This is a genomic window from Monashia sp. HAY1-11D, assembly GCF_056868035.1.
In genome coordinates this window covers 1,594,632-1,619,989 of record NZ_CP200320.1, presented here as the reverse complement: position 1 = coordinate 1,619,989, position 25,358 = coordinate 1,594,632, and the positions used below count along the sequence as shown (strand labels likewise).

General features: G+C 71.8%; 23 protein-coding genes and 1 pseudogene. 14 read left to right on the top strand and 10 right to left on the bottom strand.

Features of this window, described 5'->3' with window-relative positions; genetic code table 11:
- Positions 1 to 424: 424 nt before the first annotated feature.
- Positions 425 to 769: pseudogene (locus AC1VM9_RS07470) on the bottom strand (substrate-binding domain-containing protein); the annotation flags it as partial.
- Positions 770 to 826: 57 nt separating this feature from the next.
- Here AC1VM9_RS07470 and AC1VM9_RS07465 point away from each other — a divergent pair.
- The 3 genes from AC1VM9_RS07465 to AC1VM9_RS07455 are packed head-to-tail and all read left to right on the top strand — an operon-like array spanning position 827 to position 4,222.
- Entirely contained in the window at positions 827 to 1,240 is a 414-nt protein-coding gene (locus AC1VM9_RS07465) for a (deoxy)nucleoside triphosphate pyrophosphohydrolase (RefSeq protein ID WP_483122120.1), read from the top strand.
- A complete protein-coding gene (locus AC1VM9_RS07460; protein WP_483122118.1) occupies positions 1,230 to 2,411 on the top strand; it encodes a DEAD/DEAH box helicase in 1,182 nt (393 codons plus the stop codon). Before AC1VM9_RS07465 ends, AC1VM9_RS07460 begins: the two co-directional genes overlap by 11 nt.
- Positions 2,300 to 4,222, top strand: a complete 1,923-nt coding sequence (locus AC1VM9_RS07455; protein ID WP_483123977.1) for a DUF3427 domain-containing protein — start codon at positions 2,300 to 2,302, stop codon at positions 4,220 to 4,222. Before AC1VM9_RS07460 ends, AC1VM9_RS07455 begins: the two co-directional genes overlap by 112 nt.
- 270 nt (positions 4,223 to 4,492) lie before the next feature.
- Here AC1VM9_RS07455 and AC1VM9_RS07450 read toward each other — a convergent pair whose 3' ends face one another.
- The 3 genes from AC1VM9_RS07450 to AC1VM9_RS07440 are packed head-to-tail and all read right to left on the bottom strand — an operon-like array spanning position 4,493 to position 6,497.
- Positions 4,493 to 4,921: a hypothetical protein gene (locus AC1VM9_RS07450; protein ID WP_481343227.1), complete on the bottom strand. Its 429-nt coding sequence runs from the start codon at positions 4,919 to 4,921 to the stop codon at positions 4,493 to 4,495.
- The gene (locus AC1VM9_RS07445) at positions 4,921 to 6,126 is read right to left on the bottom strand and encodes a hypothetical protein (RefSeq protein WP_483122116.1); all 1,206 of its coding nucleotides are present in this window, start codon (positions 6,124 to 6,126) and stop codon (positions 4,921 to 4,923) included. The genes AC1VM9_RS07450 and AC1VM9_RS07445 overlap by 1 nt, the downstream gene beginning before the upstream one ends.
- A 32-nt stretch (positions 6,127 to 6,158) precedes the next feature.
- Positions 6,159 to 6,497, bottom strand: coding sequence for a hypothetical protein (locus AC1VM9_RS07440; protein WP_481343225.1), 339 nt, complete (start codon positions 6,495 to 6,497; stop codon positions 6,159 to 6,161).
- Between the two features lie 330 nt (positions 6,498 to 6,827).
- Here AC1VM9_RS07440 and AC1VM9_RS07435 point away from each other — a divergent pair, with 330 nt between their 5' ends.
- Together AC1VM9_RS07435 and AC1VM9_RS07430 are read left to right on the top strand one after the other, a co-directional pair.
- Positions 6,828 to 8,003 (top strand): S53 family peptidase, encoded by a 1,176-nt coding sequence (locus tag AC1VM9_RS07435; RefSeq protein ID WP_483122115.1) that lies wholly within the window; start codon positions 6,828 to 6,830, stop codon positions 8,001 to 8,003.
- A 125-nt stretch (positions 8,004 to 8,128) separates the two neighbouring features.
- The gene (locus AC1VM9_RS07430) at positions 8,129 to 8,791 is read left to right on the top strand and encodes an HAD family hydrolase (protein ID WP_483122113.1); all 663 of its coding nucleotides are present in this window, start codon (positions 8,129 to 8,131) and stop codon (positions 8,789 to 8,791) included.
- A gap of 78 nt (positions 8,792 to 8,869) precedes the next feature.
- Here the strand turns inward: AC1VM9_RS07430 and AC1VM9_RS07425 are convergent, their stop codons facing one another.
- Together AC1VM9_RS07425 and AC1VM9_RS07420 are read right to left on the bottom strand one after the other, a co-directional pair.
- Positions 8,870 to 9,775 (bottom strand): oxygenase MpaB family protein, encoded by a 906-nt coding sequence (locus tag AC1VM9_RS07425; protein WP_481345995.1) that lies wholly within the window; start codon positions 9,773 to 9,775, stop codon positions 8,870 to 8,872.
- Between the two features lie 113 nt (positions 9,776 to 9,888).
- Positions 9,889 to 10,290: a PPOX class F420-dependent oxidoreductase gene (locus AC1VM9_RS07420; protein ID WP_483122111.1), complete on the bottom strand. Its 402-nt coding sequence runs from the start codon at positions 10,288 to 10,290 to the stop codon at positions 9,889 to 9,891.
- A 33-nt stretch (positions 10,291 to 10,323) separates the two neighbouring features.
- Between AC1VM9_RS07420 and AC1VM9_RS07415 the strand changes: the two genes are divergently transcribed.
- Positions 10,324 to 10,848 (top strand): 2'-5' RNA ligase family protein, encoded by a 525-nt coding sequence (locus AC1VM9_RS07415; RefSeq protein WP_483122109.1) that lies wholly within the window; start codon positions 10,324 to 10,326, stop codon positions 10,846 to 10,848.
- 288 nt (positions 10,849 to 11,136) lie between these two features.
- Here the strand turns inward: AC1VM9_RS07415 and AC1VM9_RS07410 are convergent, their stop codons facing one another.
- Positions 11,137 to 12,057: a lysophospholipase gene (locus AC1VM9_RS07410; protein ID WP_483122107.1), complete on the bottom strand. Its 921-nt coding sequence runs from the start codon at positions 12,055 to 12,057 to the stop codon at positions 11,137 to 11,139.
- A 280-nt stretch (positions 12,058 to 12,337) separates the two neighbouring features.
- Positions 12,338 to 12,901 (bottom strand): flavodoxin family protein, encoded by a 564-nt coding sequence (locus AC1VM9_RS07405; RefSeq protein WP_483122105.1) that lies wholly within the window; start codon positions 12,899 to 12,901, stop codon positions 12,338 to 12,340.
- Positions 12,902 to 13,098: 197 nt separating this feature from the next.
- Here AC1VM9_RS07405 and AC1VM9_RS07400 point away from each other — a divergent pair, with 197 nt between their 5' ends.
- Positions 13,099 to 14,682 (top strand): DUF4389 domain-containing protein, encoded by a 1,584-nt coding sequence (locus AC1VM9_RS07400; RefSeq protein WP_483122103.1) that lies wholly within the window; start codon positions 13,099 to 13,101, stop codon positions 14,680 to 14,682.
- A gap of 25 nt (positions 14,683 to 14,707) precedes the next feature.
- A complete protein-coding gene (locus AC1VM9_RS07395) occupies positions 14,708 to 15,178 on the top strand; it encodes a hypothetical protein (protein WP_483122101.1) in 471 nt (156 codons plus the stop codon).
- A 404-nt stretch (positions 15,179 to 15,582) separates the two neighbouring features.
- Here the strand turns inward: AC1VM9_RS07395 and AC1VM9_RS07390 are convergent, their stop codons facing one another.
- A complete protein-coding gene (locus tag AC1VM9_RS07390) occupies positions 15,583 to 17,772 on the bottom strand; it encodes an ATP-dependent DNA ligase (protein ID WP_483122100.1) in 2,190 nt (729 codons plus the stop codon).
- A gap of 184 nt (positions 17,773 to 17,956) precedes the next feature.
- Between AC1VM9_RS07390 and AC1VM9_RS07385 the strand changes: the two genes are divergently transcribed.
- The 6 genes from AC1VM9_RS07385 (at position 17,957) to ptsP (ending at position 24,428) form a co-directional block, all read left to right on the top strand.
- Positions 17,957 to 18,343, top strand: coding sequence for a VOC family protein (locus AC1VM9_RS07385; RefSeq protein ID WP_481346227.1), 387 nt, complete (start codon positions 17,957 to 17,959; stop codon positions 18,341 to 18,343).
- Positions 18,344 to 18,598: 255 nt separating this feature from the next.
- Complete coding sequence (locus AC1VM9_RS07380) at positions 18,599 to 19,360, top strand: DeoR/GlpR family DNA-binding transcription regulator (RefSeq protein WP_481343125.1); 762 nt, start codon at positions 18,599 to 18,601, stop codon at positions 19,358 to 19,360.
- A complete protein-coding gene (gene pfkB / locus AC1VM9_RS07375; RefSeq protein ID WP_481343124.1) occupies positions 19,357 to 20,316 on the top strand; it encodes a 1-phosphofructokinase in 960 nt (319 codons plus the stop codon). The genes AC1VM9_RS07380 and pfkB overlap by 4 nt, the downstream gene beginning before the upstream one ends.
- A gap of 16 nt (positions 20,317 to 20,332) precedes the next feature.
- Positions 20,333 to 22,441, top strand: a complete 2,109-nt coding sequence (locus AC1VM9_RS07370; protein ID WP_481346228.1) for a PTS fructose transporter subunit IIABC — start codon at positions 20,333 to 20,335, stop codon at positions 22,439 to 22,441.
- Between the two features lie 29 nt (positions 22,442 to 22,470).
- A complete protein-coding gene (locus tag AC1VM9_RS07365) occupies positions 22,471 to 22,737 on the top strand; it encodes an HPr family phosphocarrier protein (protein ID WP_483122097.1) in 267 nt (88 codons plus the stop codon).
- A gap of 8 nt (positions 22,738 to 22,745) precedes the next feature.
- Entirely contained in the window at positions 22,746 to 24,428 is a 1,683-nt protein-coding gene (gene ptsP / locus AC1VM9_RS07360; RefSeq protein ID WP_481343121.1) for a phosphoenolpyruvate--protein phosphotransferase, read from the top strand.
- A 161-nt stretch (positions 24,429 to 24,589) separates the two neighbouring features.
- Here ptsP and AC1VM9_RS07355 read toward each other — a convergent pair whose 3' ends face one another.
- Positions 24,590 to 25,312, bottom strand: a complete 723-nt coding sequence (locus AC1VM9_RS07355; protein WP_483122095.1) for a histone deacetylase — start codon at positions 25,310 to 25,312, stop codon at positions 24,590 to 24,592.
- Positions 25,313 to 25,358 lie beyond the last annotated feature (46 nt).

The window sequence follows — 25,358 nt, the reverse complement described above, 5'->3', positions numbered from 1 at the left end:
GGAGGGCCGCGTCGCCGGGGACGACGGGGACGGTAGGGGCCTCGAGAAGCGCTCCCAGAACCCACCCTCGGCCACACCCCCTGAAGCGCGCTGCCGCGCCTCGAGGTCGGCGAGCCGGCTCCGGAGCAGCTCGAGCGTCGAGGGATCCGCTGTCATGGTTCGAACATACATTCGACCACCGACAGTCCCTGTGCGCCGTCCACAGCCCGCTCTGCCGCCGGAAGCGGCCCGCCGAGGGTCGCGGAAGGGCCTCGCGCACAACCGCGTCCGGTTCTCCGGCGCATCCGTCGTTGCCATCCCCCGCCCGGGCGACGTCCGGCCCGCGCCCGGCGGCGCAAGGCGTCAGGGGAGTGAACGGATCGAGCACCTGGAGGGACATCTCGACGAGGTGCTCGCCCCGCGACACGGCCGGGTCGAGGAGCAGCTCGAGCGCCCCACGCCCCATCCCGAGGTGGGGCAGCCGCGCCGTCGTCAGTCCGGGACGCAGGTAGGTGGCCAGCTCGTCGTCGTCGAAGGAGGCCACGGACAGGTCGTCGGGGATGAGAAGACCCTTCTCCTGCCTGGCCTGCTTGGCTCCAAAGGCGACGCGGTCGTTGCGGCTCGGCTCGGGCAGTCTGACCTCGTGACAGCCGTTTCGGCGGACAGTTGCGCCGTGTAAGTCATTGCCGGTGGCCGGCGACACCGTTTCCGCCTCGAGGGGACGCACATCGTGAGCGGGGTCAAAGGACTGGCCGGCCCAGCAGATGGTCCCCAAGGGGCAGGACGTCATGGGTGGCCCTCTTCGTGTCGGCGGCCGCATTCCGCCACCACCTTCTAAGCTCGGCACGTGAGTAGGTCGAAGTCGGTCATTTCGGTCGTCGGGGCGGTCATCCTTTCGGACGGCAAGGTTCTGTGTGCACGCAGGGCGGCGCCCGGGACGCTGGCCGGCTATTGGGAGTTTCCGGGCGGAAAGGTGGAGCGCGAGGAGACGCCTCGAGACGCACTGGTTCGCGAGATCGATGAGGAACTGCGCTGCGAGGTCGTTGTGGGCGCGGAGATTGAGTCGACCCACCACGAGTACGACTTCGCCACGATCCTCCTCACCACCTTCTACTGCGACCTGACAGCCGGCCAGCCGCACCTCACCGACCACGACGATGTGCGGTGGTGCACTCCATCGGAGATGGGCGAGCTGCGGTGGGCCCCCGCAGACATTCCTGCGGTGGAGCGTGTGAGGCGTGATCTGACGCATGGCGACTGACTTCAACTGGCTGGGCGACCTTTCTCGGGACGTCCAGTTCGGCTACCTCGGTACCGACCAACTGGCTCCCCGTCGACGCCACCCACAACTCGTCTACAACGACGCGGACAACACCGCCCTTCGTGTGATCCGCGAGGAACTGGCGACCTGCGACAGCTTTCTCTTCTCCGTCGCCTTCGTCTCACCGCGAGCCATTGCCCTCCTCCTAACGGACCTACTTGAGTTCCGAGGGGAGGGCCGCATCGTGACCTCTGACTACCTGGCCTTCAACTCACCGGCCGCCTTCGCCGAGCTCCTGCGGCTACAGCAGCACGGCATTGACGTTCGTATCCATCGCTCGCCAGCGTTCCACCCGAAGGGCTACGTCTTCCAGCACGACAGCTCAGTGACAGCCATGCTGGGTAGCTCGAACCTCACCGAAACCGCGCTCGTGAAGAACCACGAGTGGAATCTCCGAGTCTCGGCAGCGCGGACGAGCGACTTGGGCAAACAGCTTCAACAGCTGTGCGACTTTCAGCTCCGCGACTCCGATCCGCTGACGCAGGACTGGGTCGACTCTTACTCAGAGGGCTACCTGGCCCCGCCGGCTCGTCCCCGGCGGATGCTGAACGGCGTCGCAAGCATCAGCCAGATCGACGGGCTGGGCCGACCGGGTCTGAGCCCGAACGGATACCTGGAGCCCACGCCGGAAGGCTCCAATGACGCAATCGCCGGTCACGAAGCGCGTCCGCTCATACTTCCGAACCGCATGCAGCGAGAAGCGCTCGCTGCCATCGCGCACGCGCGGGCCGACGGTGCGGAACGTGCGGTCGTCATCTCAGCGACTGGCACAGGTAAGACGATCCTTTCCGCTCTCGACGTTAAGGCTGCGAACCCCAAACGCATGCTCTTCATCGTCCACCGCGAACAGATCCTCGACCGGACCATGGGGGAGTACGCCCGAGTCCTTGACAGGCCGATGACTGACTTCGGCAAGCTGGCTGGAGGATCACATCACTGGATCGGCCTTTCGTGTTTGCCACCATTCAGAGTCTGTCCAGACCCCATACGCTTGAGAGCATCGATCCCGCGGCCTTTGATTACGTGCTCGTTGACGAGGTCCACCGGGCCGGGGCATCGAGCTATCTCAAGGTCCTGGAGCACCTCAAGCCACGCTTCCTTCTCGGGATGACAGCGACGCCGGAACGCACCGACGGGTTCAACGTCTACGAATTGTTCCACTACGTGGTCCCCTACGAGATCCGCCTTACCAAGGCGTTAGAGGAGGAGATGCTGTCGCCATTCCACTACTACGGGATCGCCGATTTCTCGTTTGACGACGGAACTACGACGGACGACTTCACGGTCCTGGCCAAGCTGGCCTCCCCGGAACGGGTACGCCACGTCCTCGCCGGCATCGAAACGTATGGTCAGGCCGGTGTCCCGCCGCGGGGTCTCATCTTCTGTAGCCGCAAAGAGGAAGCGCATCAGCTCTCGCAGGCCTTCAACGCCGCGACGCTGCGAGGGAGGCAACTCAGGACGCTTGCGCTGACGGGCGACGATGCGATCGGGGCGAGAGAGGCTGCAGTGGGCCGCCTCGAGCGCGGTGAACTCGACTACATCCTGACCGTTGACGTCTTCAACGAGGGCGTTGACATCCCGAGCATTAACCAGGTGGTCATGCTGCGTCAGACGCAGTCATCAATCATCTTCGTGCAGCAGCTTGGTCGGGGCCTTCGCAAGGCTCCCGGCAAGGACTACCTGGTCGTCATCGACTTCATCGGCAACTACGCGAACAACTTCCTCATCCCGGTCGCGCTGTTCGAGAACGAGTCACTCAACAAGGAATCGATTCGCCAGAACCTAATTGCCGCAGAAGAGATCGGTGTTGTTGCGGGACTCTCGAGCGTCCGTTTTGACAAGGTCGCGGAGGCCCGCGTGTTGTCCTCGATCAGCCAGACGCGGCTTGACGACATGCCGAAGCTGCGGGCTGCGCTCGTAGCCATGCGCGACCGCGTCGGTCGAACCCCACGACTGTGGGACTTTTGGCGGTTCAAGTCGACAGACCCCGTCGTGCTGGCCACCAGGCGGCAGCATTACCCGAGCCTGCTGCAGGCAGCCTTGAAGGTGACGACCGAGCTGACCACGCGACAGGCGAAAGCCCTCGAACTGCTGTCCCACGAGGTCCTCGCCGCCAAGCGCTCGGGAGAGGCGCGACTCCTGCGCGCGCTGCTCGACGGCGCCAACTTGACTAGGGCGGAAGCCCGGGATGCCCTCCATGTCAGCGGCGGCCGCGTGCCGGACCGCCTTCTTGACAGCATCATCGACACGTTCACCCTGGAGCGGCACGCAGAGGCAGACCAGAAGCGCTACAAGACCGGAATCGTCGAGCGGCGCGCGGACGGCAGCATCGCTTTGACACCCGAGTTTCAGTGGGACTACGCCCGTTCCGGGGCTTTTCAGTCTCACGTGGATGACCTCGTGGAGACCGGAGACGCGATCGCCACGTCCCTGTATGACCCCTCCCGACCCTTTACCCCAGGACGGCAATATTCGCGCAAGGAGGTCTGTCGGCTCCTGGGCTGGCCCAGAAAGTGGACGTCAACGGTCTATGGGTATCGGGCCGACGTCGAGTCGGGTGACTGCCCAGTCTTCGTGACGCTGCACAAGGGTGAGGGCATCACGTCGAGCACCGCCTACGAGGACGCCCTGCTCGATAAATCGACGATGCTCTGGTACAGCAGAGCCCGTCGCACGCTTGCCAGTGCAGAGGTCGAGAACATCATCCAGGGTCGCGTGAAGCTCTACATCTTCGTGAAGAGGGACGACGCCGAGGGCACGCAGTTCTACTACCTCGGCGATGCGACGCCTCTGGAGTTTGAAGAGACGACTATGCCTGACGACGACGGAAAGGCCTTGCCAGTCGTCCGCATGCGTCTGGAGTTCGATGCGCCCATCCAGGCAGGTCTGTACGACTACTTCCATCCAGTGATCACCGTGTGAGTCAGCCTCGACGTTCGTCCGTTCGTGGCATCTTGGCGCCTAGGGACGGTACCGGCGCAAGGGGCAAGGTCAAGTCGGCTTGCGAGCTACAACGGAGCGTGGTCGGCGATAACTGCCGCTTGTGCGCGGTTGTCGACGCCAAGCTGGGTGCTCGCAATCGTGACAAGCGACTTGACGGTGGGTTCGCTGACCGTGGAGCGCGCGCGAGATCGGCGTTGACGGCCGGGCCGCGCTGCACGTCGCTGCCGACGTGCGGTGCGGTGCCGCCGTTCACGGCCAGGGGAGCAGCTCCTGTGCGACTGCGTCGGGCCGATCGGAGAGCCGGTCGACCTTCCGCAGCCCGAAGACGCGTCGAGGGTAGACGTGCTCGGTCTCGTTCTTGAAGGCCGGAGGGACGAACCACTTGGGGATCGGGACGGCGGCGAACTGCCCCATGCCGGCCCAAGCCATGCACACCAACAGCCACAGGAGCACGATCTTGTCCACGATCCCTCCGTTCGTGCCTCCGGCGCTGATCCACAGGCCCACCGGCGTGAAACCGAAGCCGAGGCCCAATCCCGCGACGTACCCGCGGTCGGGCAGGTGCGCGTACCTGAACCGCCCGCGGTACATGCGCTTGGGCTGCGAGATGCTGAGGTAGCTGATGGGGAGGAAGCCGTCGATCACCAGTACGAGCACCCACGGGGGCCACGACTCCATCAGTTCCACACCGCCTGGAGCGGCACGGTGACGGTGTGCTTCGTGTCTTGCCGCGTCGGTGCCAAGCCCACCCGCGTGTTGACCCACCGACCGGCCTGCTGCCCGGCGGCCGTGCCGGCAGCGCCACACGCGGGTGCCAGAACCGGACCGAGGATCGGTACCCGCGAGCACGCAGCGCCTGCCAACGCTCCGCCGAAGCCGGCGATCCCGCCCTGGACGAGTCCGCGGGAGAACAGCTTCCACGTCGGCATGTTCGAGTACTTCCTCGAGTCAGAGTCGAGCTGGCTGGCCGTCGTCGTCACGCCGGTGAGACCGATCCCGGCCCAGCCGGCCACCTTGTCGGCCTTCGTCAGCGTGTCGACGGTGCGCCGGACGGCAGGGTTCTCCGCCGCCCGGGAGACCATGCCGCTCGGGTGCAGGGCGCCCGTCAGGCCGTACTGCGTCGCGGTCAGCGCGGCGCCGGAGCCCCAGGCGATCTTGTCGATGACGCTCGGCCCGGGGATGATCCCGGCATCGGTCAGCTTCTGCTCGAGCGACCACTCGGGCAGGCCGGTGTCGACGTCGTCATAGACATCGACGGCCACCGTCTTGCACTCGGGTGGCACGAGCTCGGTCCTCGTCAGGGGGAGGTCGCCGAGGAGGTCGTGCGGAACGCCCTGGGCGGTGTTCGGCCCAGGGAGGGTGACCTCGGTGCTGCCACGCAGGGGAGTGGCGGCCAGATACAGCAGCCGACGCGTCAGCGCCCGACGCTTCAGACCCAGCTGCGTCAGGGCCGCCTCGTACCGCGACCGGGCCAGGCGCTGGCGTCGGTCGCGCTCGTCGGTGAAGGTACGCTGTCGTTCCGCCTGCGCGACCGGGTCGAGCATCGGGAAGGTCGTCGCGAGGACCTGCTCGTAGTCGCGCTGGGCGGCGTACTGCTCGGCGATCGAGCGCCGCGCGACCGTCTGCGCCTCCTCCAAGGCGGCAGCGAGGGCGAGCAGCTCGACGCCGGCGCCACCGACCCGCTCGAGCAGCAGCCGGGTGCGCGCCGCGAGCACGTCGGCCTCGCGCTGGGCCGCGGTGGCGGCATCGCCCCGCCACACCGCCGCGATGATCGACGCCGACCGGCCGCGCACGCCGGGCGTCTGCAGCCCGGTCTCGGCCACCCTGCCCAGACGGCGTGCCGCCGCACGCAGCGACGCCGGGTCGCCGTTGGGGACGGTCATCGGGCCGTGCGGCCCTTGCGGAGTCGGCCGCATCAGAGTGTCTGTCCCGCAGAGCCGGTCGGTGCCGGCCTGCCCGTGAGGCCCAACGCCTGGGCCACCTCGAGCTCGGTCTCCCTGCCGGTGAGGCCCACCCAGGACACCTTGCGGCCGAGGGCGGCGAACCCGCCCGACGCGGTGTGCAGGGACATGGTCTGGGCGCCGGCGAACTCCTTCGCGGCCGCCGCGAGGACCGGGTCGTCGTCACCCACCCCTCGCTGCAGCACCCCTGCGGTGTAGGCGAACGCCTCGGCGCAGTCCTTCAACGTGGTGGCGGTGAGGGCCAGCGTGTCACCGGCCCCACCCGCCCCGTCGGTGTCGATCGCGTAGGACATGCCTCGAGGCTAGGGACATCCCGAACACCCCGCCCGCCGTCATCCACAGCCTCGACGCCTCACCAGCCGGACCACGTGAGTGGGGGTCGACGGCGGCGGCACGACGCGTCGCGTACAGGAGCATGTGTTGCCGTCACGGGAGCGCGCAACAACACCCTTCGTCAATTCGGCTGTGTGGCAGAAGTCTTCCCAAATGTTGGCCAACGCTTTACCTGACCGGGCGTAACGTCCGGGACGCGGCGCCAATGAGGTTGGGAGGCCTCGACGATCGCGCCGCCGACCCCATCGACGCTGCGCCGGGCGTCCACACACCCCACCCTGGAGGACCCTGTGAAACGCTCGGCTCTGTCTCTTGCTGCCGTCGCCGGCGCCCTGATGCTCACGGTCGGCGCGACCTCGGCGATGGCCCAACCGACCGCCGCTTCGACCGCGTCCACGCACCGTGCCGCGCACGTCTGCGCGGTGCCCGTGCCCGGGACGGCGGGCTGCCACGCCATGGTCGTCGTCGACGCGACGGGCAAGCCGCAGGTGACCGCGACCCCGAGCGGGTACGGCCCGGCCGACATCCAGTCGGCGTACGGCCTGACCGGCCTGTCCAGCGGCGGCCGCACCGTCGCCATCGTCGACGCCTACGACGACCCGACCGCTGAGGCGGACCTCGCCACGTACCGTTCGCAGTTCGGCCTGCCGGCCTGCACCACGGCCAACGGCTGCTTCAAGAAGGTCAACCAGACCGGCGGCACGAGCTACCCGCGGACCGACGCGGGCTGGGCCACCGAGATCAGCCTCGACCTCGACATGGTCTCGGCATCGTGCCCCGACTGCAGGATCCTGCTCGTCGAGGCCAGCTCGGCCTCGTTCACCAACCTCGGCGCCGCAGTGAACTACGCAGCGACACAAGGGGTCTCGGCCATCAGCAACAGCTACGGCGGCTCCGACTCCTCGCCGATCGCGGCCTACGACCACCCGGGCATCGCCATCACGGCCTCGACCGGTGACAACGGCTACGGCATCGAGTCGCCGGCCTCCTTCGACAGCGTCGTCGCCGTCGGCGGCACGAGCCTGACCCGCGCGGCGGGCACGGCTCGCGGCTGGACGGAGAAGGCGTGGAGCGGCGCGGGCAGCGGCTGCTCGACGAAGAACGCCAAGCCGTCGTGGCAGACGTCCGCGACGCAGTGCTCGGGCAAGGCCAACGCCGACGTATCGGCCGTCGCCGACCCCAACACCGGCGTCGCCGTCTACGACTCGACGTCCTACCAGGGCCGCAGGGGCTGGCAGGTCTACGGCGGCACCAGCGCCTCCGCCCCGATCATCGGCAGTGTCTACGCGCTCTCGGGCAACACCGCCGGCTACCCGGCCTCGTACACCTGGGCGCACACGTCGGGCCTGAACGACGTCACCACCGGCACCAACGGCACGTGCACCCCTGCGGTGTGGTGCACCTCGGGCGCCGGCTGGGACGGACCGACCGGCCTCGGCACGCCGAACGGCACCAGCGCCTTCTGAGCCCGTACCTCCGACAGGCGAAGGGGCCCGTCCCGGACGGCCCCTTCGCCGCATCCGAGCTGTGGTTCCGTTGGCCGAGCGCGGTCGCCGCTGCTCTCGGCCTGCTGGTTGGGTACGGACCTGCCATGGCTGACACGGCAATCTTCGACGTCGACGGAACCCTCGTGGACACCAACTACCAGCATGCCCTTGCTTGGTTCCGGGCCCTGCGCCGCTTCGAGATCACCCGGCCGATGTGGCGCATCCACCGCGGCATCGGGATGGGCGGGGATCTGTTCGTCTCGGCGGTCGGGGGCCAGGAGGTCGAGGAGGCCCACGGCGACGCACTGCGCGAGGCATGGGCGGAGGAGTTCGACGAGCTCATCGGCGAGGTGCAGGCCTTCGAGGGCGCGCACGAGCTGCTGGCCGACGTCAAGGAGCGGGGCTTCCGGCTCGTTCTCGCCAGCTCGGGCAAGAAAAAGCACGTCGAGGCGTTCCTCGACCTCATCGACGGCACGTCCCTCGCCGACGCCTGGACGACCTCGGACGACGTGAAGAACAGCAAGCCGGAGCCCGACATCGTGTCGGCGGCACTGGCCAAGGTGAACGGCGACAGCGGCATCATGGTCGGCGACTCGATCTACGACGCGCAGGCGGCGGCCAAGCTCGGCATCCCGACCCTGGGAGTCCGCACCGGAGGGTTCTCCGTCGGCGAGCTGCAGGAGGCCGGCGTCCTGCAGGTGTTCGACTCCCTGGTCGCCTTCCGCTACGCCCTCGACGGCACCCCGTTGGCTCGCGCCAGCCGCTGAGGGGGCTCGGGTGGACGTGCGCGTGGGGCTGTGCCCAGGACAGTCTCCGACTCCTCGTACGTACGAAAGACGCCGGGGTCACGCCGAGGCAGCGGTCCCCCCGTGCGTGTCGGAGGGGCGGCGCTCGCCGAGTCCGGCCATGCCCCACCGCACGGTCGCCGCACCGAGGTACCCGAGCGGCCGCCCGACCAGCCACGCGACCGGGTCCGGCACCGGCAGCCCCAGCATCTGTCGGGCCCACCCCGGCAGCAGCGACACCCCGCCGGCCGCCAGGGTCGCGTACCCGGGCCTCGCCACCAGCGGCAGCGGCGGGTACAGCAGCAGGAACCGCGCCGCCTCACGCGCCGCGTCCGACGCCTCGAGCTCGGGCCGGTACGACTCGAGCACCGCGCGCAGCTCCGCGACCGACGCGGGCGGCGTCGGCACCCCCAACCGGGCCGCCGGCACCCCCGCTTGGCGCACGTACAGGTCGGCCTCGGCGGGCGTCAGCGGGGCAGCCGAGAAGGCCTGGTACGCGCGCAGGAACGAGTCAACCTCCGCGACGTGCACCCATGTCAGCAGGTGGGGGTCGCTGGCCCGGTAGGCACGCCCCGACGCGTCGCGCCCGCGGACCCGCTCGTGGATCGCCTGCACCGCCGCGATGGCCTCCTCGGCGTCCTCGACCGTGCCGAACGTCGTCGTCGCGAGGTAGTGGCTCGTGCGCTGCAGCCGCCCCCACGGGTCGCTCTTGTAACCGCTGTGCCCCGCGACCCCGGCCATCGCGAGCGGGTGCAGCATCTGCAGCAGCAGCGACGTGAGGCCACCCGGGAACATCGACGCGTCGGCGTGCACCCGCCACACCGGGTCCGACGGCCCGAACCACCGCTCGCCTTGCGCGCCCCAGATGCGCTGCGCCCGCGCCGGCGCGTCCTGGCCGGCGACCTTGTCGCGCAGCATCGTCCCGAGCCGGCGCTGGAGCGCGCGCGTCACCGGTTGGAGCGTCATGAAACCACGCTAGGCGACGCCTCCCGCAGGCCCAAACGCCGTGTCCAACGTTCGCCCCGACGCGTCCCGGCGCCTGTGGAGGAGCCACCCGACGCGTCGTCGGGGCGGGCGCGTCAGTCGAGCGTGATGCGGATGCCGGCCCGCGGCTGCCGCTTGACCGCCCACGACGTCGCGGCGGCGATCGCGTCGCCGAGCCGGGCCAGCGGGTACTTGCGGCCCATCGCCCGCTTGACCGCCGCGACGCCCTCCGGGGTCCGGACGACGCGTGCCGTGCCCGTGTACGCCGGCGCCCCGGGCGCGACGCGTCCGCGGATGTCGCACGGCCGCAGCTCGACCCGCGCCGTGTGGGCCAGTCGCTTGAGCTTGCCCGCCGGATCGACGGTGACGACGACGAGCTCGCCGCCGTCCCGCGCGATCCACACCGGCGTCGCGACCGGCGTCCCGTCGCGGCGGAACGTCGTCAACGAGACGTACCCGTGTGCGGCGACGACCTCGGGGTCGCTCGGTGTCTCCATCCGCCCACCCTAGGTGCCCAGTGACAATGGGGCATGGCGCTCGCGCTATGCCTCCTGCTCGACCGGCCGTCCGAGCGGACGGTCATCCGGCTCTGGGAGCGCCTCGAGCAGCGCGGCATCGCCACCCTCCTCACCCACACGCACGGCCGGCACGTCCCACACCTGTCGTACGCGGTGCTCCGCGAGTGGGATCTCGATGCCGTCCTCGCGACTCTCACCGCGCTGCCGGACGCCGGACCGGTCGAGGTCGCGGTCCAGGGCACCGTGGCCTTCCCCCGCGGACGCGCCGCCCTGGCCTGCTCGGTGACCTCCGCGACCGCCGCCCGGCAGGAGTGCGCCGTCGCGGCCCTGCGCGCCACCGGTGCGGACCTGCACCGCCACTACGAGCCCGGCCACTGGGTGCCGCACGTCTCCGTCGCGACCGGCCTGTCCGCCGCCCAGCTGCCGCTCGCCGTCACCGCCGTCACCGACGTGCTGCCCCTGACGATCCGCTGCGACCACGCCGCCCTCGTAGACACCGCCGACGGACGCCGCTGGCCCCTCCCCGGCATCCCCTGACCGAACCTCACGGGGCCCAACCGGACCCCACCCCGCCGGGCCGCCGAGCCGCCGGGCCGCCGGGCCGGCAAGCCGCCGAGCCGCCGAGCCGCCGAGCCGGCACGCTCCTCCCGCAACACACCGAGTAGTTGCCAACCGGTGCGAGGTATTCCTGGGCCCGGTTGGCAACTGCTCGGTGTGTTGCGGGACGGGGGCGGCGGTGTCGCGGGCAGGGCAGGGGCAAGGCAGGTGCGGGACAGGGGCGGGGCAGGCGCGGGGTCAGGCCCGACGGCGGCGGTTGCGGCGCTGTCAGGCGGGGAGGTGGGCGTCGAGCCAGTCGACGATCTCGGCCTCGACCTCGTCGCGGTTGGTCTCGTTGAGGATCTCGTGCCGCGCGCCGGGCCAGAGCGTGACGGTGACGTCCCGGACGCCGACGCGCCGTAGCTGGTTGGCGACCGCCCGCACGCCCTTGCCCTTGTTGCCGACCGGGTCCGTGTCGCCGGCCGCGAGGTGGACGGGCAGGTCCTCGGGGATCCGCGACACCACGCGGTCGCTGTTGACGGCGGCCAGGCCCTTGAGCAGGTCGACGAAGCCGCCCGCCGTGAACACGAACCCGCAGTCGGGGTCCGCGACGTACTTGTCGACCTCGGCCGTGTCGCGCGAGAGCCAGTCGAACTCGGTGCGGGCCGGCTTGAACGCCGCGTTGTACCGGCCGAACGTCAGCTGGTTCATCAGGCCGCTGACGTGCTCGTGCCCGCGGAGCCGGGCCTGGGCCGTGGCGAGGAGGACCCCGACGTTGCCGAGCGGTCCGGCGCTGCCGGCCGTGCCGGTCAGCACGAGCCCGGCCAGCTCGGCCCCGTGCTGGGCCGCGAAGCCCCGGGCCAGGAAGCTGCCCATGCTGTGGCCGAGGAGGAAGAGGGGCAGCTCCAGATGCTCCTCGCGGGCACGGTCGGCGACGGCGCGCAGGTCGTCGACGACGGTCTGCCAGCCCTCGTTCGCGGCGAAGCTGCCGCGCGTGCCGGGCGTGCGCCCGTGACCGCGGTGGTCGGACGCGTAGACGGCGTACCCGTGGGCCGTCAGCCGCTCCGCGAAGCGCGCGTACCGCGAGGAGTGCTCGGCCATGCCGTGCGCGATCTGGACGATGCCCTTGACCGCGCCGTCGGGCAGCCAGCGGTTGACGAACACCTCGGTGCCGTCGGGCGTGGTCAGCGTGAAGGTGCTGCTCTGCATCGTGGTCCTCGCGGGCTCGGTGGGTCCTGCGGGCACTGTATGACGCATCGCAACGTGCCTGCTGGCTTCCCGCAAGTTATCTGCAATCGGGCAAAGCGGCGTGTCTGCCGACGTTTCAATGGAGAAAGTCGGAACAATTCATGACGACGCAAAGACTTTGACGGTTGGCCCGATGTGGTACGTGAACCGTCGCCCGGGGCCCGGACTCGCACGGCGAGCCGGGCCCCAAAATGTGCCCTTCCGGAGCGCGTCGGACCGCGACGGACCGCGTCAGACAGCGTCAGACCGCGACGGGCAGGGTCGCGAGGAACGCGCCCCACGCCCGGGCCCGCACGACCTCGTCGTGCGAGAGCGGACCGTCCGTACCACCGACCCAGAAGCTCTCACCACGCTCGGCGCGCTGGAACCCCTTGTGCCGCAAAGCGATCGCCGCCTGTTTGGCCGCCGACCCCGGCAGCATCCGGACGTGGACGCGGGTGTCGAACGTGACCACCCGCAGGTCCTCCCGAGGCTCCACGTCGTCGATCCACTCCCGGATGCCGCGGTGGGGGGAGCCCGTCGCGCCCTGGCGGGCCGCGTCGGCCCGCGTCGAGCTGCGCGACATCGAGAACGCGTGCGTCGGGCCGCCCACGAGGAGCAGCTCCACGTCGTCACCGATGCGGGTCGGGGCCTGCGTCACGGGGACGACGCGGACCGTGGTCGGGTGGCCGCCCGGATCTGGGGCTGAGGCGTCTGGTGGACTGCCGGGCGGCGCACCGCGGGTGCGGGCGATCCCCTCGGCGATGGCCTCGGCGATCGCGGCTGTGTTGCCGAACATGGACTCGTGGACGATCAGGGTGCTCATGGGATCCGCCTCCACGCCCATCGTCCCGCCGCGCGTCGGGGCCGCCCGGGAAAGGTGACCCACGAGACGGTCCGGACGGTGTGACGTGGCGGACAGGACTCGTGGGTCACACTCCCGCGGCGCCGCGCGAGGACCGGCCTAACGTTGAAAACGTAGAGCCGTCAACGGAGTTCGCCATGAAAACGCGTCATGTTGTCATGTTGGTCATCGGCTGCCTGCTCCTCCTGCCGGGGTTGGGCCTCATCGTCGGCGGTGGTGCCATCGGGGTGCTGGAGGCGACGACCCGCGACAGCGCCGGCTGGCACTCCGTGTCGATCGAGCGCCTCGCCTCCCCGGGCGTCGCCGTGACGACCACCGACACGATGGTCCGGCTCGACGGCCCGAGCAGCGTCGTCGACCGCCTCGACCTCGAGATGCGCCTCGCCGTGACTCCCGCGGACGGCGTCAACCCGGTCTTCGTCGGTGTCGCGCCCACCGCGGCCCTCGACCGCTACCTCTCGGGCGCCGCGCGCGACCAGGTGGTCGGCGTCGATGCCCGCGGCGTCGTCACCTACCGCGCGGTGCCGGGCAGCGGGTCGGTCGCCCCGCCCGCCACCGAGAGCTTCTGGGCCGCCAGGGCCACCGGCTCGGGCACCCAGACGCTGACGTGGACCCTGCGCTCCGGCAGCTGGACCGTGGCCGTGCTCAACGCGTCCGGTGTGCCCGGCGTGTCGGTGTCGGCCGTCGCCGGCGTCCGGTCCGCGGCGGTCGTGCCCCTCGGCGTCGGGATGGTCGTCGTCGGGCTGGTGCTCCTCGTGGTCGGCGTCGTCCTCGTCGTCACCGGTGTCCGCGGACGGGACCGCGCGCGCGACCACGACCACGACGAGCCCGGCTCCGGGCCCGGCCCGACGCCCCAGGGGCGTCCCGTCGTGACCACCGGAGCTGCGGGCGCCGGCCCGGGGGAGGGGTCCGCGTCGTCCGGCATCGACCGGGCGGACGCGGTGCAGCCGACGCTCGCGCACCCCGTGGTGCTCGAGGCGCGGATCGCGCCCGACCTGTCGCGCTGGCTGTGGCTCGTCAAGTGGTTCCTCGCCCTGCCGCACCTCGTCGTGCTCGTCGGCCTGTGGCTCGTCTTCGGCGTGACCACGGTCTGCGCGTGGTTCGCGATCCTCGTCACCGGCCGCTACCCGCGCAGCCTCTTCGACGTCAACGTCGGCGTGATGCGCTGGAGCTGGCGCGTCATGCACTACTGCGGCTCGGGCGGACTCGGCACCGACCGTTACCCACCGTTCTCGCTGGACCCGCAGCCCGGTGACGACGCGCGCCTCGACATCGCCTACCCCGAGCGGCTGTCGCGCGGCCTCATCTTCGTCAAGTGGCTGCTCCTGCTGCCGCACTGGGTCGTCGTCGCCCTCATCGTCGGGACGCAGTCGCACACCGACGACCGGGGCGTGCGCGTCGGCGGCTGGCCCGGTGTGCTCGGCATCCTCGTGTTCGTCGCGGGCGTCGTGCTGCTCGTCACCGGCACGATGCCGCGGGGGTTGTTCGACGTCGTCGTCGGGCTCAACCGCTGGGTCTACCGCGTCATGGCGTACGCGGCGCTCATGACCGACGTGTACCCGCCGTTCCGCTTCGACGCCGGTGGCAGCGAGCCGTCGCCGCCGCTGGCCCCGCCGTCCGGCCCGCCGCGCGGCGACGCGGTGGTCCCGCCGGACGCGGTCGTCCCGCCGGACGCGTCGACGCCGGGTGAGCCGCGGCCCGCGGACCAGCCCGACCTCTGGCACCACACCCCGACCGGCTGACCGGCCGGGCCCGAGAGGAGTCCTCATGTCCACCCACCTGCACCAGCCGACCCGTGAGCCGACCGGCCAGCCGTCCCGCCGGACCGCGGGTGGGACGGTGCCCGCCTCGGCGAGCGCCGGCTACATCGCCGCGGTCGTCGTCAACGGGGTGCTGCTCTACCTCATCGACGTCGCACCCGGCTGGGAGGCCGTGCCGTTCCTGACGCCGGCGATGACGCTCGTCCTCGGCCTGGTCAACGCCACGCTCGTGGCCGGGCTCGTCGCCAACCTCGTCTACACCGTGGCCGACCCGCCCCGGCTGCGCGCCCTCGGTGACCTCGTCACGACCTCGATCGGCCTGGCCGCCCTGGTCCGCATCTGGCAGGTCTTCCCCTTCGACTTCGCCCATGACGCGGTGTGGGAGGTCGTCGCCCGGACCGCGCTGTGGTTCGGCTTCGTCGGCAGTGGCATCGCGATCATCGTCGCCCTCGCCCGCCTCGCCAGCGGCCGTCGCTGACCCGCCTCGCCGGGGCCGAACGCGTCGGTGAGGCCCGAACGCGTCGGTAGAGCCCGAACTGACCGGTGCACCGGACAGTTCGGCACCGAACGAGTCGTTCGGTGCCGAGGCGCGGGATCGGTCGGCCGAACGCGTCGGTGAGGCCCGAACGCGTCGGTAGAGCCCGAACTCACCGGTGCACCGGACAGTTCGGCACCGAACGAGTCGTTCGGTGCTGAGGCGTGGGATCGGTCGGCCGAACGCGTCGGTGAGGCCGAACGCGTCGGTAGAGCCCGAACGCGCCGCCGAGGCCCGAACACACCGGTGCACCGGACAGTTCGGCACCGAACGACTCGTTCGGTGCTGAGGCGCGGGATCGGTGTGACCGAACGATTCGTTCGGTGCTGAAGAAGGGGTGGCGGGGGTCAGTCGGGCGTGGCGGAGAGGACGTCGGCGAGGTCGTAGCTGACGGGCTCCTCGAGCTGGGCGTAGTTGCACGACTCGGGGTCGCGGTCCGGGCGCCAGCGGACGAACTGCGCCGTGTGACGGAACCGGTCGCCCTCCATGTGGTCGTAGCGCACCTCGACGACGCGCTCGGGCCGAAGCGGGACGAACGAGAGGTCCTTGCCGTTGTTCCAGCGCGAGTACTCCGAGGACCGCGGGTTGCGCACCCCCTCCTCGGGCTGGGCCCAGTTCCAGGGGTGCTCGTCCCACTCGGCGACGAGCGGCTGGAGCTCCTCGAACAGCTCCCTGCGCCGCGCCATGGGGAACGCGCCGATGACGCCCACCGACGCGAGCTGTCCGTCGGGGCCGTAGAGTCCGAGCAGGAGCGAGCCGATCGCGTCGGGACCGCTCTTGTGGACGCGGTAGCCGGCGACGACGCAGTCGGCGGTCCGCTCGTGCTTGATCTTGTGCATGAGGCGCTTGTCCGGCTCGTAGTGCACGTCGACCGGCTTGGCGATGACGCCGTCCAGCCCGGCCCCCTCGAACTGGGTGAACCAGCCGCGCGCGACCTCGCGGTCGGCGGTGGCCGGTGTCAGGTGCACCGGCGGCTGGGCGTCGGCCAGGGCCTTCTCGAGGGCGGACCGGCGCTCGCTGAACGGGCGGTCCACGTACGAGACGCCGTCGAGGGAGAGCAGGTCGAACGCGACGAACGAGGCCGGCGTCTCGGCCGCGAGCTTCTTCACGCGCGACGCGGCCGGGTGGATGCGCTGCTGGAGCAGGTCGAAGTCGAGGCGGTCCCCGGACGACGGTGACACGAGGACGATCTCGCCGTCGACGACCGCCTGCTCGGGGAAGTTGGCGAGCACCGCCTCGACGACGTCGGGGAAGTACCGCGTCATCGGTTTCTCGTTGCGCGAGCCGATCTCGACGAGGTCGCCGGACCGGTAGATGATCGAGCGGAAGCCGTCCCACTTCGGCTCGTAGAGCACCTCGCCCTTGACGGCCGAGAAGTCCTTGACCGGCTTGGCGAGCATCGGCGGGACCGGCGGCACGACCGGGCCCCACACGTCGCGCAGCTCGGCGTCGCGCTCGGCCTTGGGCGCCATGTACTCCGCGTCGGACTTGTCCTGCCGGCGTTTGCTCGGCTGGACGCGCGGGGGCTCGCCGGGCATCTTCGGGTAGTCGGGCGGGAAGTTCAGCTCGCCGAGGCCTCGCTCGTGGACGTCCTTGTCCCACAGGGCGATCGCGGCCGCGACATCGCCGACGGCGTCGTCCATGCCGTCCCACGCGTGGCCGCGCGACGCGACGAGACCGGGCACGGTGCGCAGCGTCAGCTCCTTGGGGTCGACCGACCGCAGCTCGTCCCACGTCACCGGCGTCGACACCGGGGCGCCCGGCAGCGGACGCGGCGAGTACGCCGAGGCGATGGTGCGGTCGCGGCAGGCCTGGTTGAAGTCGACGAAGACGCGCTCGCCGCGCTCCTCCTTCCACCACGAGGTCGTGACGAGGTCGGGCAGCCGGCGCTCGAGCTCGCGGGCGATGCCGATGACGCCGTGGCGCACGTCGAGGAACTCGTGCGTCGGCGCGACCCGCGCGTAGACGTGCACGCCGCGGTTGCCCGACGTCTTGGCCCAGGCTGTCAACCCGATCTCGGCCATGACCTCGCGCAGCGCGAACGCCGCCTCGACGGCGTCGGCGAAGCCGCGCCCCGGCTGCGGGTCGAGGTCGATGCGCAGCTCGTCGGGGTTGTCGATGCTGCCGGTTCGCACCGGCCACGGGTGGAAGGTGATGGTGTTCATCTGGGCGGCCCACACCGCCGTGGCGACCTCGTCGACGACGAGCTGCGGGTGGCGACGGCCGGAGGGGTACGTGCACATGACCGTGCGCACCCAGTCGGGCACCCCCTTCGGCGGGTTCTTCGAGAAGAACTCCTCGCCCTCGATGCCCTCGGGGAAGCGCTGCAGCGTCACCGGCCGGTCGCCGAGGGCGTGCAGCAGCGGGTCGGCCACGGCGACGAGGTACTGCGCCATGTCGAGCTTGGTGACCGGCCTGCCGTGGGCCATCCCCTCCGCAGGCCACAGCACGCGGTCCGGGCTCGACACGCGCACCTCCCGCGCCCCGGACGGGCTGGCCGGGCTGGGCGCGACGACGACGGCGGGCTTGGCGCTCACGGGCCGATCGTAACGACGCGGACCGTCACCGAGGCCCGGCGCGCGGACAAGCCCGCGGGGGCACCCGTGGCGCCAAGCCCGCCACCGCCAAGCCCGCCACCGCCAAGCCCGCCACCGCCAAGCCCCCACGCGACCGCGTCGAGGAGTTCACTGGGGAGGACCGCCACGACGAGAGGGGACCACCGTGCTCGAGAGCTCCAAGGCCTTCAGCGGCTTCGCCGTGAAGGACCTCGACGCCGCCCGCACCTTCTACGCAGACACGCTCGGCCTGCACGTCACCGAGGAGAACGGCATGCTGACGCTGCACCTCGCGGGTGACCGCCCGGTGCTCGTCTACCCGAAGCCGGACCACACGCCGGCGACGTACACGATCCTCAACTTCCCCGTCGAGGACATCGGGTCCACGGTCGAGGGGCTGGCCTCGCGGGGCGTCACCTTCGAGCACTACGAGGGCACGCCGATGGAGACCGACGCGTCGGGCGTCTTCCGCGGCGGTGGTCCGCCCATCGCCTGGTTCACCGACCCCTCGGGGAATGTGCTCTCGGTCCTCGAGGCGCCCGGCCCGTCCTGACGCGGCTGCCGGTCCGGTGCCCGTTCCCGCCCGCTTTCGCGTGCTCGGCGTGCGCGCTACGGCCTCCCTCCCCGAAGAGCCACAAAAACGGGTGCCCGAATCCCTTTACTTGAGCCGACGTCGGTGGTTCCATGGAACGACCGGCCCCCCACGGCCGGGCCCGGCACCACCACCGAGCACCACCAGCACGACCAGCACCCGGCACGAGGACGGCACGGCGCGACGAGCGCGCCACCGGCAGGACGAAGGGGTCCGATGTACGCAGCGGAGCGGCAGCAGCGCATCATGAGCGAGGCGCGCCAGGCCGGCCGGGTCGAGGTCAGCGCCCTCGCCGACACCCTCGGCGTCGCCGCCGAGACCATCCGCCGCGACCTGTCCGCCCTCGAGCGCCGCGGCTCGCTGCGCCGGGTCCACGGCGGCGCGATCCCCGTCGAGCGCCTCGAGGTCGAGCCCACCCTCGCCACCCGCTTCGGCCGGCTCGCCGACGTCAAGCGCCGCATCGCCGCCCGCGCCCTCGAGCAGGTGCCCGCCGGCGGCAGCATCGTCCTCGACTCCGGGACGACCACCCAGGCGCTCGCCGAGCTGCTTCCGCCGGACGCCGAGCTGACCGTCGTCACCAACAGCGTCCAGATCGCCGGCGTCCTCTGCGCCCGGCCCGGCATCTCCCTCTACGTCGTCGGCGGCACCGTCCGCGGAGTCACCGGCGCGGCCGTCGGCGTCTGGGCCGTCAACGCCCTGCGCGACGTCGTCGTCGACGTCGCGTTCGTCGGCACGAACGGCCTGTCCGCGGCCCGCGGGTTCACGACCCCGGACCAGTCGGAGGCCGTCGTCAAGCGGGCCATGGTCGCGGCGGGCCGGTCCGCCGTCGTCCTCGCCGACTCGAGCAAGGCCGGGGACGACCACCTGCACCGCTTCGCCGGCCTCGACGAGGTCGACGTCCTCGTCACCGACACCGACCTTCCCGACGACGTCGCGGCCGACCTACGGGCCGCCGGACCCGAGGTGGTGACCGCATGATCGTCACGCTCACGCCCAACCCCAGCGTCGACCGCGCCGTCGTCATCGACGCCCTGCGCCGCGGCGAGGTGCACCGCGCCACCGAGAGCCGGATCGACCCGGGCGGCAAAGGAGTCAACGTCTCCCGCGCCCTCGCCGCCAACGCCGGCCGGACCGTCGCCGTCCTGCCCGCCGGCGGCCCCGAGGGCCACCTGCTCGAGGAGCTGCTCGACGCGTCCGGCGTCTGCCGCCGCAGCGTCCCCGTCGCGGGCACGGTCCGGATGAACATCAGCGTCCTCGAGCCCGACGGCACGACGACCAAGCTCAACGAGCCGGGCCCGACGCTGTCGAGCGCCGAGGTCGACGCGCTCGTCGACGCCACCGTGGCCCTCGCCGGCGAGCTCGACGCCGGCTCCGACTGGGTCGTCGGGTGCGGCAGCCTGCCGCCCGGCGCACCGGCCGACCTCTACGCGACGCTCGTGGCCCGGGTCCGCGACCTCGGCGTCCGCGTCGCCGTCGACTCCTCCGGCGCCCCGATGGCCGCAGCCGTCGCGGCCCGCCCGAGCCTCGTCAAGCCCAACCACGAGGAGCTCGCCGAGGTCGTCGGGCACGACCTGCCCACCCTCGGCGACGTCCGCGACGCCGCCCTCGACCTCGTCACGAACGGGATCGAGTGCGTCGCGGTGAGCCTCGGCGGCGACGGCGCGCTGCTCGTCACCGCTGACGCAGCCGTCCACGCCCGCGCGACGATCACCGCCCCGCTGTCGACCGTCGGGGCCGGCGACTGCATGCTCGCCGGCCTCCTCCACGGCCTGTCCACCGGGCAGGGACCCGAGGAGGCCCTCGTCACCGGCGTCCTCTGGGGCGCCGCGGCCGTGACGCTGCCCGGCAGCCGCGTCCCCACGCCCGCCGACCTGCTCGGCATCCCCGTCGACAGCACCGACACCCCTGACTTCACCTGGCGCCTGGCCGGCTGAACCGAAAGGAACCCGCATGTCCCTCATCACCGAAGAGCAGGTCGTCCTCGACCTCACCGGTGCCGACCGTCACGAGGCGACGCGCACGCTCGGCGAGCGCCTCGTCGCGACCGGCCGCTGCACCGACCTCGACCAGTTCCTCGCCGACGTCCGCACGCGCGAGGAGACGATGGCCACCGGTCTGCCCGGCGGCATCGGCATCCCGCACGCCCGCAGCACGGCCATCACCGAGCCCTCGCTCGTCTTCGGCCGCACCTCGGGCATCGACTGGGGTGCCAAGGACGGCCCCGCCCGTCTCGTCTTCCTCATCGCGGCCCCCGAGGGCGGCGGCGACGCCCACATGCAGATGCTGCCCAAGCTCGCCCGGGCGCTCATGAAGCAGGACTTCAAGGACGCCCTGCTCGCCGCGACGACCGAGGCCGAGGTCGTGCGCATCGTCAGCCAGGAGGTCGCCCTCGACGCTCCTGCCGCCTCGGCCGCCCCTGCCGCGACCGGTGCCGCAGCCGGTGCCACGGCCGGCGGGGCAGCTGCCAGCGACGCCACCGGCGCGGCCGCCGGCTCGGTCGCCACGGCCACGCGCGAGCGGCGGACCCTCAACCTCGTCGGCGTCACGTCGTGCCCCACCGGCATCGCGCACACGTACATGGCCGCCGAGGGCCTCGAGAACGCGGCGAAGGCCGCCGGCCACACGATGAAGGTCGAGACGCAGGGCTCGGCCGGCAGCAAGCCGCTGAGCCCGGCCGAGATCGCCGCCGCCGACGCCGTCATCTTCGCCCACGACCTCCCGGTCAAGGACGCCCGGCGCTTCGCCGGCAAGCCGCTCGTCGACGTCGGCGTCAAGAAGGGCATCTCCGACGGCCCCGCCCTCGTGGCGCAGGCCGAGCAGCTCGTCGCCGAGTGGGACGCCGACCCGAGCAAGCGCGAGGCGGCTGCCGCCGCTGCCGCCGCCGCCGGCGCGTCGGGCGGGCTCACGACGAAGGTCGACGAGAGCGCGAGCACGGGCACGAGGATCCGCCAGTGGCTCATGACCGGCGTCTCCTACATGATCCCGTTCGTCGCGGCGGGCGGCATCCTCATCGCCCTGTCGTTCATGCTCGCCCAGGTCGCCCTCGGCCAGCAGGGCGCCATCGAGATCGTCAAGTACAACCTCAAGCCGGGCGACCCGCTCAACATCGCGACGACGTTCACCCCCGGCAGCCTCACCTCGTGGGCGGCGCTGCTGTTCGTCATCGGCGGCGCGTCCTTCGGCTTCCTCGTGCCGATCCTGTCCGGCTTCATCGCCTTCGCGATCGCCGACCGGCCCGGCCTCGTGCCCGGCATCGTCGGCGGCTCGATCGCGGCCACGATGGGCGCCGGCTTCCTCGGCGGTCTCGTCACCGGCCTGCTCGGTGGCTTCGTGGCCCGCTGGGTCTCCGGCTGGAACGTCGCCAAGGGCGTCCGGGGCGTCATGCCCGTGGTCGTCATCCCGCTGCTGAGCTCCCTCATCACCGTGGGCCTGTTCATCACCGTCCTCGGCCGCCCGATCAAGGGCCTGACGGACGGGCTCAACAGCTGGCTCACCGGCATGAGCGGCGCCAGCGCCGTCGTCCTCGGCCTCATCCTCGGCGCGATGATGGGCTTCGACCTCGGCGGCCCGGTCAACAAGGTGGCCTACGCGTTCGCGACGACCGGTCTGGCCGCGGCGGGGGCCGCGACCGACGCCCCGCAGCTGAAGATCATGGCCGCGGTCATGGCCGCCGGCATGGTGGCCCCGCTGGCCATGGCGCTCGCGACGACGGTCCGCCCGCACCTGTTCTCCGAGCCCGAGCGCGAGAACGGCAAGGCGGCCTGGCTGCTCGGCTTCTCGTTCATCTCCGAGGGTGCCATCCCGTTCGCCGCGGCCGACCCGGTGCGCATCATCGCCTCGTCCGTTGTGGGCTCGGCGATCACCGGGGCGCTCGCGATGCTCTTCGGCGCGACCCTGCGGGCCCCGCACGGAGGCATCTGGGTGCTGCCGCTCATCGGCAACTTCCTCCTGTTCGTCCTCGCCCTCGTCGTCGGCGTCCTCGTCATGGCGGGCATCGTCGTCGTCCTCAAGTCCCGAGAGCACAACCTGGCGCAGGTCGAGGCCAGCGCTACCGTCTGAGAACACCCGACAGCGAAGGAGAGCCGTTCATGGCCAGTCGTACCGTCACCATCGCCTCGTCCGTGGGCCTGCACGCCCGTCCCGCCGCCCTCTTCGTCGAGGCCGCGAGCAACAGCGGCCTCGACATCGAGATCGCCCGACCGGGCCAGGACCCCGTCGACGCGACGAGCATCCTCGGCGTCATGGCCCTCGGGGCCAAGCACGGCGAGGAGGTCGTGCTCAGCGCGGAGGGCGACGGCGCCGACGCGACCCTCGACCAGCTCGTCGACCTGCTGTCGCAGGACCTCGACGCCTAGGAGGCACCATGGCCGCCGCGACGACGATCCACGGCATCGGCGTCAGCCCCGGGACGGCGTACGGGCCGGTGGTGCAGGTCGCGCCACCGGTCCCGCCGCCGACCGACGAGGCTGCGCCGGAGGACCACGAGACCGCCCTGGCCGACGTCAAGGCGGCGTTCGAGGCGGTGGCGGTCTCGCTCGAGGAGCGGGCCGCCCACGCCGACGACACCGCGCAGCAGATCCTCAAGGCCACCGCCCTCATCGCCCGTGACAAGGGCCTGGTCAAGGCGGCCGACAAGCTGCTCGCCGCCGGGCAGGGCCGGGCCACCGCGATCAGCCACGCCGTCGAGGAGTACGCCGCGCAGTTCGAGGCCCTCGGCGGCTACTTCGCCGAGCGCGTCACCGACCTGCGCGACGTCGGGGCGCGCGCCGTCGCCGCCGTGCTCGGCGTGCCCGCGCCGGGCGTCCCCGACCTCACCGAGCCGTGCGTCCTCGTCGCCGAGGACCTCGCGCCCGCCGAGACGGCCACGCTCAACCGGGCCCTCGTCGTCGGCATCATCACCCAGGGCGGCGGGCGCACGAGCCACACCGCGATCCTCGCCGCCCAGATGGGGATCCCGGCCGTCGTCCAGCTGCACGGCGCGATGGACATCGCACCCGGCACGCCCGTCGCGCTCGACGGGGACTCCGGCGAGGTCGCCGTCGACCCCGACCCGACGCTCGTCGAGGAGCAGGCCCGACGCCGGCAGCGGCGGGCCGATGCCCTCGCGCACCTCTCCGGCCCCGGCCGCACCGCCGACGGAGCCGCCGTGGCGCTGCTGGCCAACATCGGCGGTGTCGAGGACGCCGAGGCCGCCGGTCCGCTCGACCTCGAAGGCGTCGGCCTCTTCCGCACCGAGTTCGTCTTCCTCTCGGCCGACAAGGCGCCCACGGTGGAGGAGCAGGCCGACATCTACCGACGCGTCATGGCGCCCTTCGGCGACCGACGCGTCGTCGTGCGGACCCTCGACGCCGGCGCCGACAAGCCGCTGGCCTTCGCCGACCTCGGCCCGGAGGAGAACCCGGCCCTGGGACGCCGCGGCCTGCGCCTGTCGGCCGAGCGCCCCGAGCTGCTCGACGCCCAGCTCGAGGCCCTCGCCATCGCGGCGCGCGACACGGGGGCCGACGTGCGGGTCATGGCCCCCATGGTGGCCACCGTCGAGGAGGCCGCCTGGTTCGCGCGGCGGGTCCGCGAGAACGGGCTGCCCAAGGCCGGGGTCATGATCGAGGTGCCGGGTGCCGCGCTGCGGGCGCGGCACGTGCTCGGGGAGGTCGAGTTCGGCTCGCTCGGCACCAACGACCTCGCGCAGTACACGATGGCCGCCGACCGCATGCAGGGCGAGCTGTCCGACCTGCTCGACCCGTGGCAGCCGGCCGTCCTCGACGTCGTGGCCCTCGCGAGCGAGGGGGCGGCCGCCGCCGGCCGCCCCATCGGCGTCTGCGGCGAGTCCGCCGGTGACCCGCTGCTCGCGCTCGTCCTCGTGGGTCTCGGCGTGTCGTCGCTGTCGATGGCGCCGAGCAAAGTGCCCATCGTGCGGCTCGCGCTCTCGGTGCACACCCTCGCCGAGTGCCAGGGACTGGCGGCGGCCGCCCGCGGCGCCCGAACCGCGTACGAGGCCCTCCAGGTCGTCCGCGACCGCGCCAACGCCGAGCTCACCGACCTCCTCTGACCCGCCGCCCCACCCGCCCCGACACGCCCCGACGCGCCCCACGCGCCCACCCCACCCTGGACGCGGTACGAGCGGCCGGATCGAACGGCGAAAACGCCCTCGGACGAGGGTTTCGCCGGTTGGATCCGGCCGCTCGGCCCACCGGGGTGCGCGCGCCTCTGTCAGAAGCGCGCGAGGCAGTCGGTGACGAGCTCGGTCAGGGCGGCGCGGGTCCACGTCGGGGTGAGGCCGGGACACGCGAGGAGGTAGTCGCAGACGCGGGTCTCGTCCCAGCCGTGCGACTCGGCCAGCCCCGTCGCCATGGTGCGCAGGTACGCCTCGACCGGCGGGTTGAGCCTCGCGGCCGCGTGCTCCCACGACGCCGTGAACGTCACCACCGGCACGGCGTCCAGCTCGGCGACGACGTGCAGCGTCTCGTAGCGGCCGGGCCCGATCACGGCCGTCCGGCTCTCGCGGAACAGGGTCGCGAGCGGCAGGTCCCGGCCCACCGGCCGGCGCATCTCCTGGCTCGCGACGTCGCTGAGCTGCTGGCCGGTCAGCAGGTACGCCCGGGCCGCGACCCCGCCCGACGCGCCTCCCTCGCCCGACGCGTCCGCCCCGCCCGACGCGTCCGCCCCGCGCGACGCGGGCGCCGCACCCGACGCGGGCGCCGCGGCGGACCCGTCCGGGTCGTAGAAGGCGATGCCGCCACCCCACGTCGGCGACTCCCACGCGAAGTACACCCGTCCCGGGAGCACGATCGGCACGTCGCCGAGGGGCTGGGACGCGTCCCGGGCACCGACGTACGTGCGCGCGGCCCCGTCGGGGCGTCCTCCCGCGAGGTAGTGGGTGAAGCGGGCGCGCGAGAGGTTCGACCCGTACGCCGCGTACCAGACCTGGTTCATCCCCTCCACCATCGCAGACGCCCCCACGGACGCTCACCACGACGTG

Excerpts from the sequence above, each read along its gene's own strand:
- AC1VM9_RS07355 (WP_483122095.1), bottom strand. The coding sequence starts at position 25,312 with ATGAACCAGGTCTGGTACGCGGCGTACGGGTCGAACCTCTCGCGCGCC.
- AC1VM9_RS07405 (WP_483122105.1), bottom strand. The coding sequence starts at position 12,901 with ATGAGCACCCTGATCGTCCACGAGTCCATGTTCGGCAACACAGCCGCG.
- AC1VM9_RS07400 (WP_483122103.1), top strand. The coding sequence starts at position 13,099 with ATGTTGGTCATCGGCTGCCTGCTCCTCCTGCCGGGGTTGGGCCTCATC.
- AC1VM9_RS07450 (WP_481343227.1), bottom strand. The coding sequence starts at position 4,921 with ATGGAGTCGTGGCCCCCGTGGGTGCTCGTACTGGTGATCGACGGCTTC.
- pfkB (WP_481343124.1), top strand. The coding sequence starts at position 19,357 with ATGATCGTCACGCTCACGCCCAACCCCAGCGTCGACCGCGCCGTCGTC.
- AC1VM9_RS07430 (WP_483122113.1), top strand. The coding sequence starts at position 8,129 with ATGGCTGACACGGCAATCTTCGACGTCGACGGAACCCTCGTGGACACC.
- AC1VM9_RS07365 (WP_483122097.1), top strand. The coding sequence starts at position 22,471 with ATGGCCAGTCGTACCGTCACCATCGCCTCGTCCGTGGGCCTGCACGCC.
- AC1VM9_RS07415 (WP_483122109.1), top strand. The coding sequence starts at position 10,324 with ATGGCGCTCGCGCTATGCCTCCTGCTCGACCGGCCGTCCGAGCGGACG.
- AC1VM9_RS07425 (WP_481345995.1), bottom strand. The coding sequence starts at position 9,775 with ATGACGCTCCAACCGGTGACGCGCGCGCTCCAGCGCCGGCTCGGGACG.
- AC1VM9_RS07395 (WP_483122101.1), top strand. The coding sequence starts at position 14,708 with ATGTCCACCCACCTGCACCAGCCGACCCGTGAGCCGACCGGCCAGCCG.
- AC1VM9_RS07460 (WP_483122118.1), top strand. The coding sequence starts at position 1,230 with ATGGCGACTGACTTCAACTGGCTGGGCGACCTTTCTCGGGACGTCCAG.
- AC1VM9_RS07440 (WP_481343225.1), bottom strand. The coding sequence starts at position 6,497 with ATGTCCTACGCGATCGACACCGACGGGGCGGGTGGGGCCGGTGACACG.
- ptsP (WP_481343121.1), top strand. The coding sequence starts at position 22,746 with ATGGCCGCCGCGACGACGATCCACGGCATCGGCGTCAGCCCCGGGACG.
- AC1VM9_RS07420 (WP_483122111.1), bottom strand. The coding sequence starts at position 10,290 with ATGGAGACACCGAGCGACCCCGAGGTCGTCGCCGCACACGGGTACGTC.
- AC1VM9_RS07380 (WP_481343125.1), top strand. The coding sequence starts at position 18,599 with ATGTACGCAGCGGAGCGGCAGCAGCGCATCATGAGCGAGGCGCGCCAG.
- AC1VM9_RS07410 (WP_483122107.1), bottom strand. The coding sequence starts at position 12,057 with ATGCAGAGCAGCACCTTCACGCTGACCACGCCCGACGGCACCGAGGTG.
- AC1VM9_RS07370 (WP_481346228.1), top strand. The coding sequence starts at position 20,333 with ATGTCCCTCATCACCGAAGAGCAGGTCGTCCTCGACCTCACCGGTGCC.
- AC1VM9_RS07445 (WP_483122116.1), bottom strand. The coding sequence starts at position 6,126 with ATGACCGTCCCCAACGGCGACCCGGCGTCGCTGCGTGCGGCGGCACGC.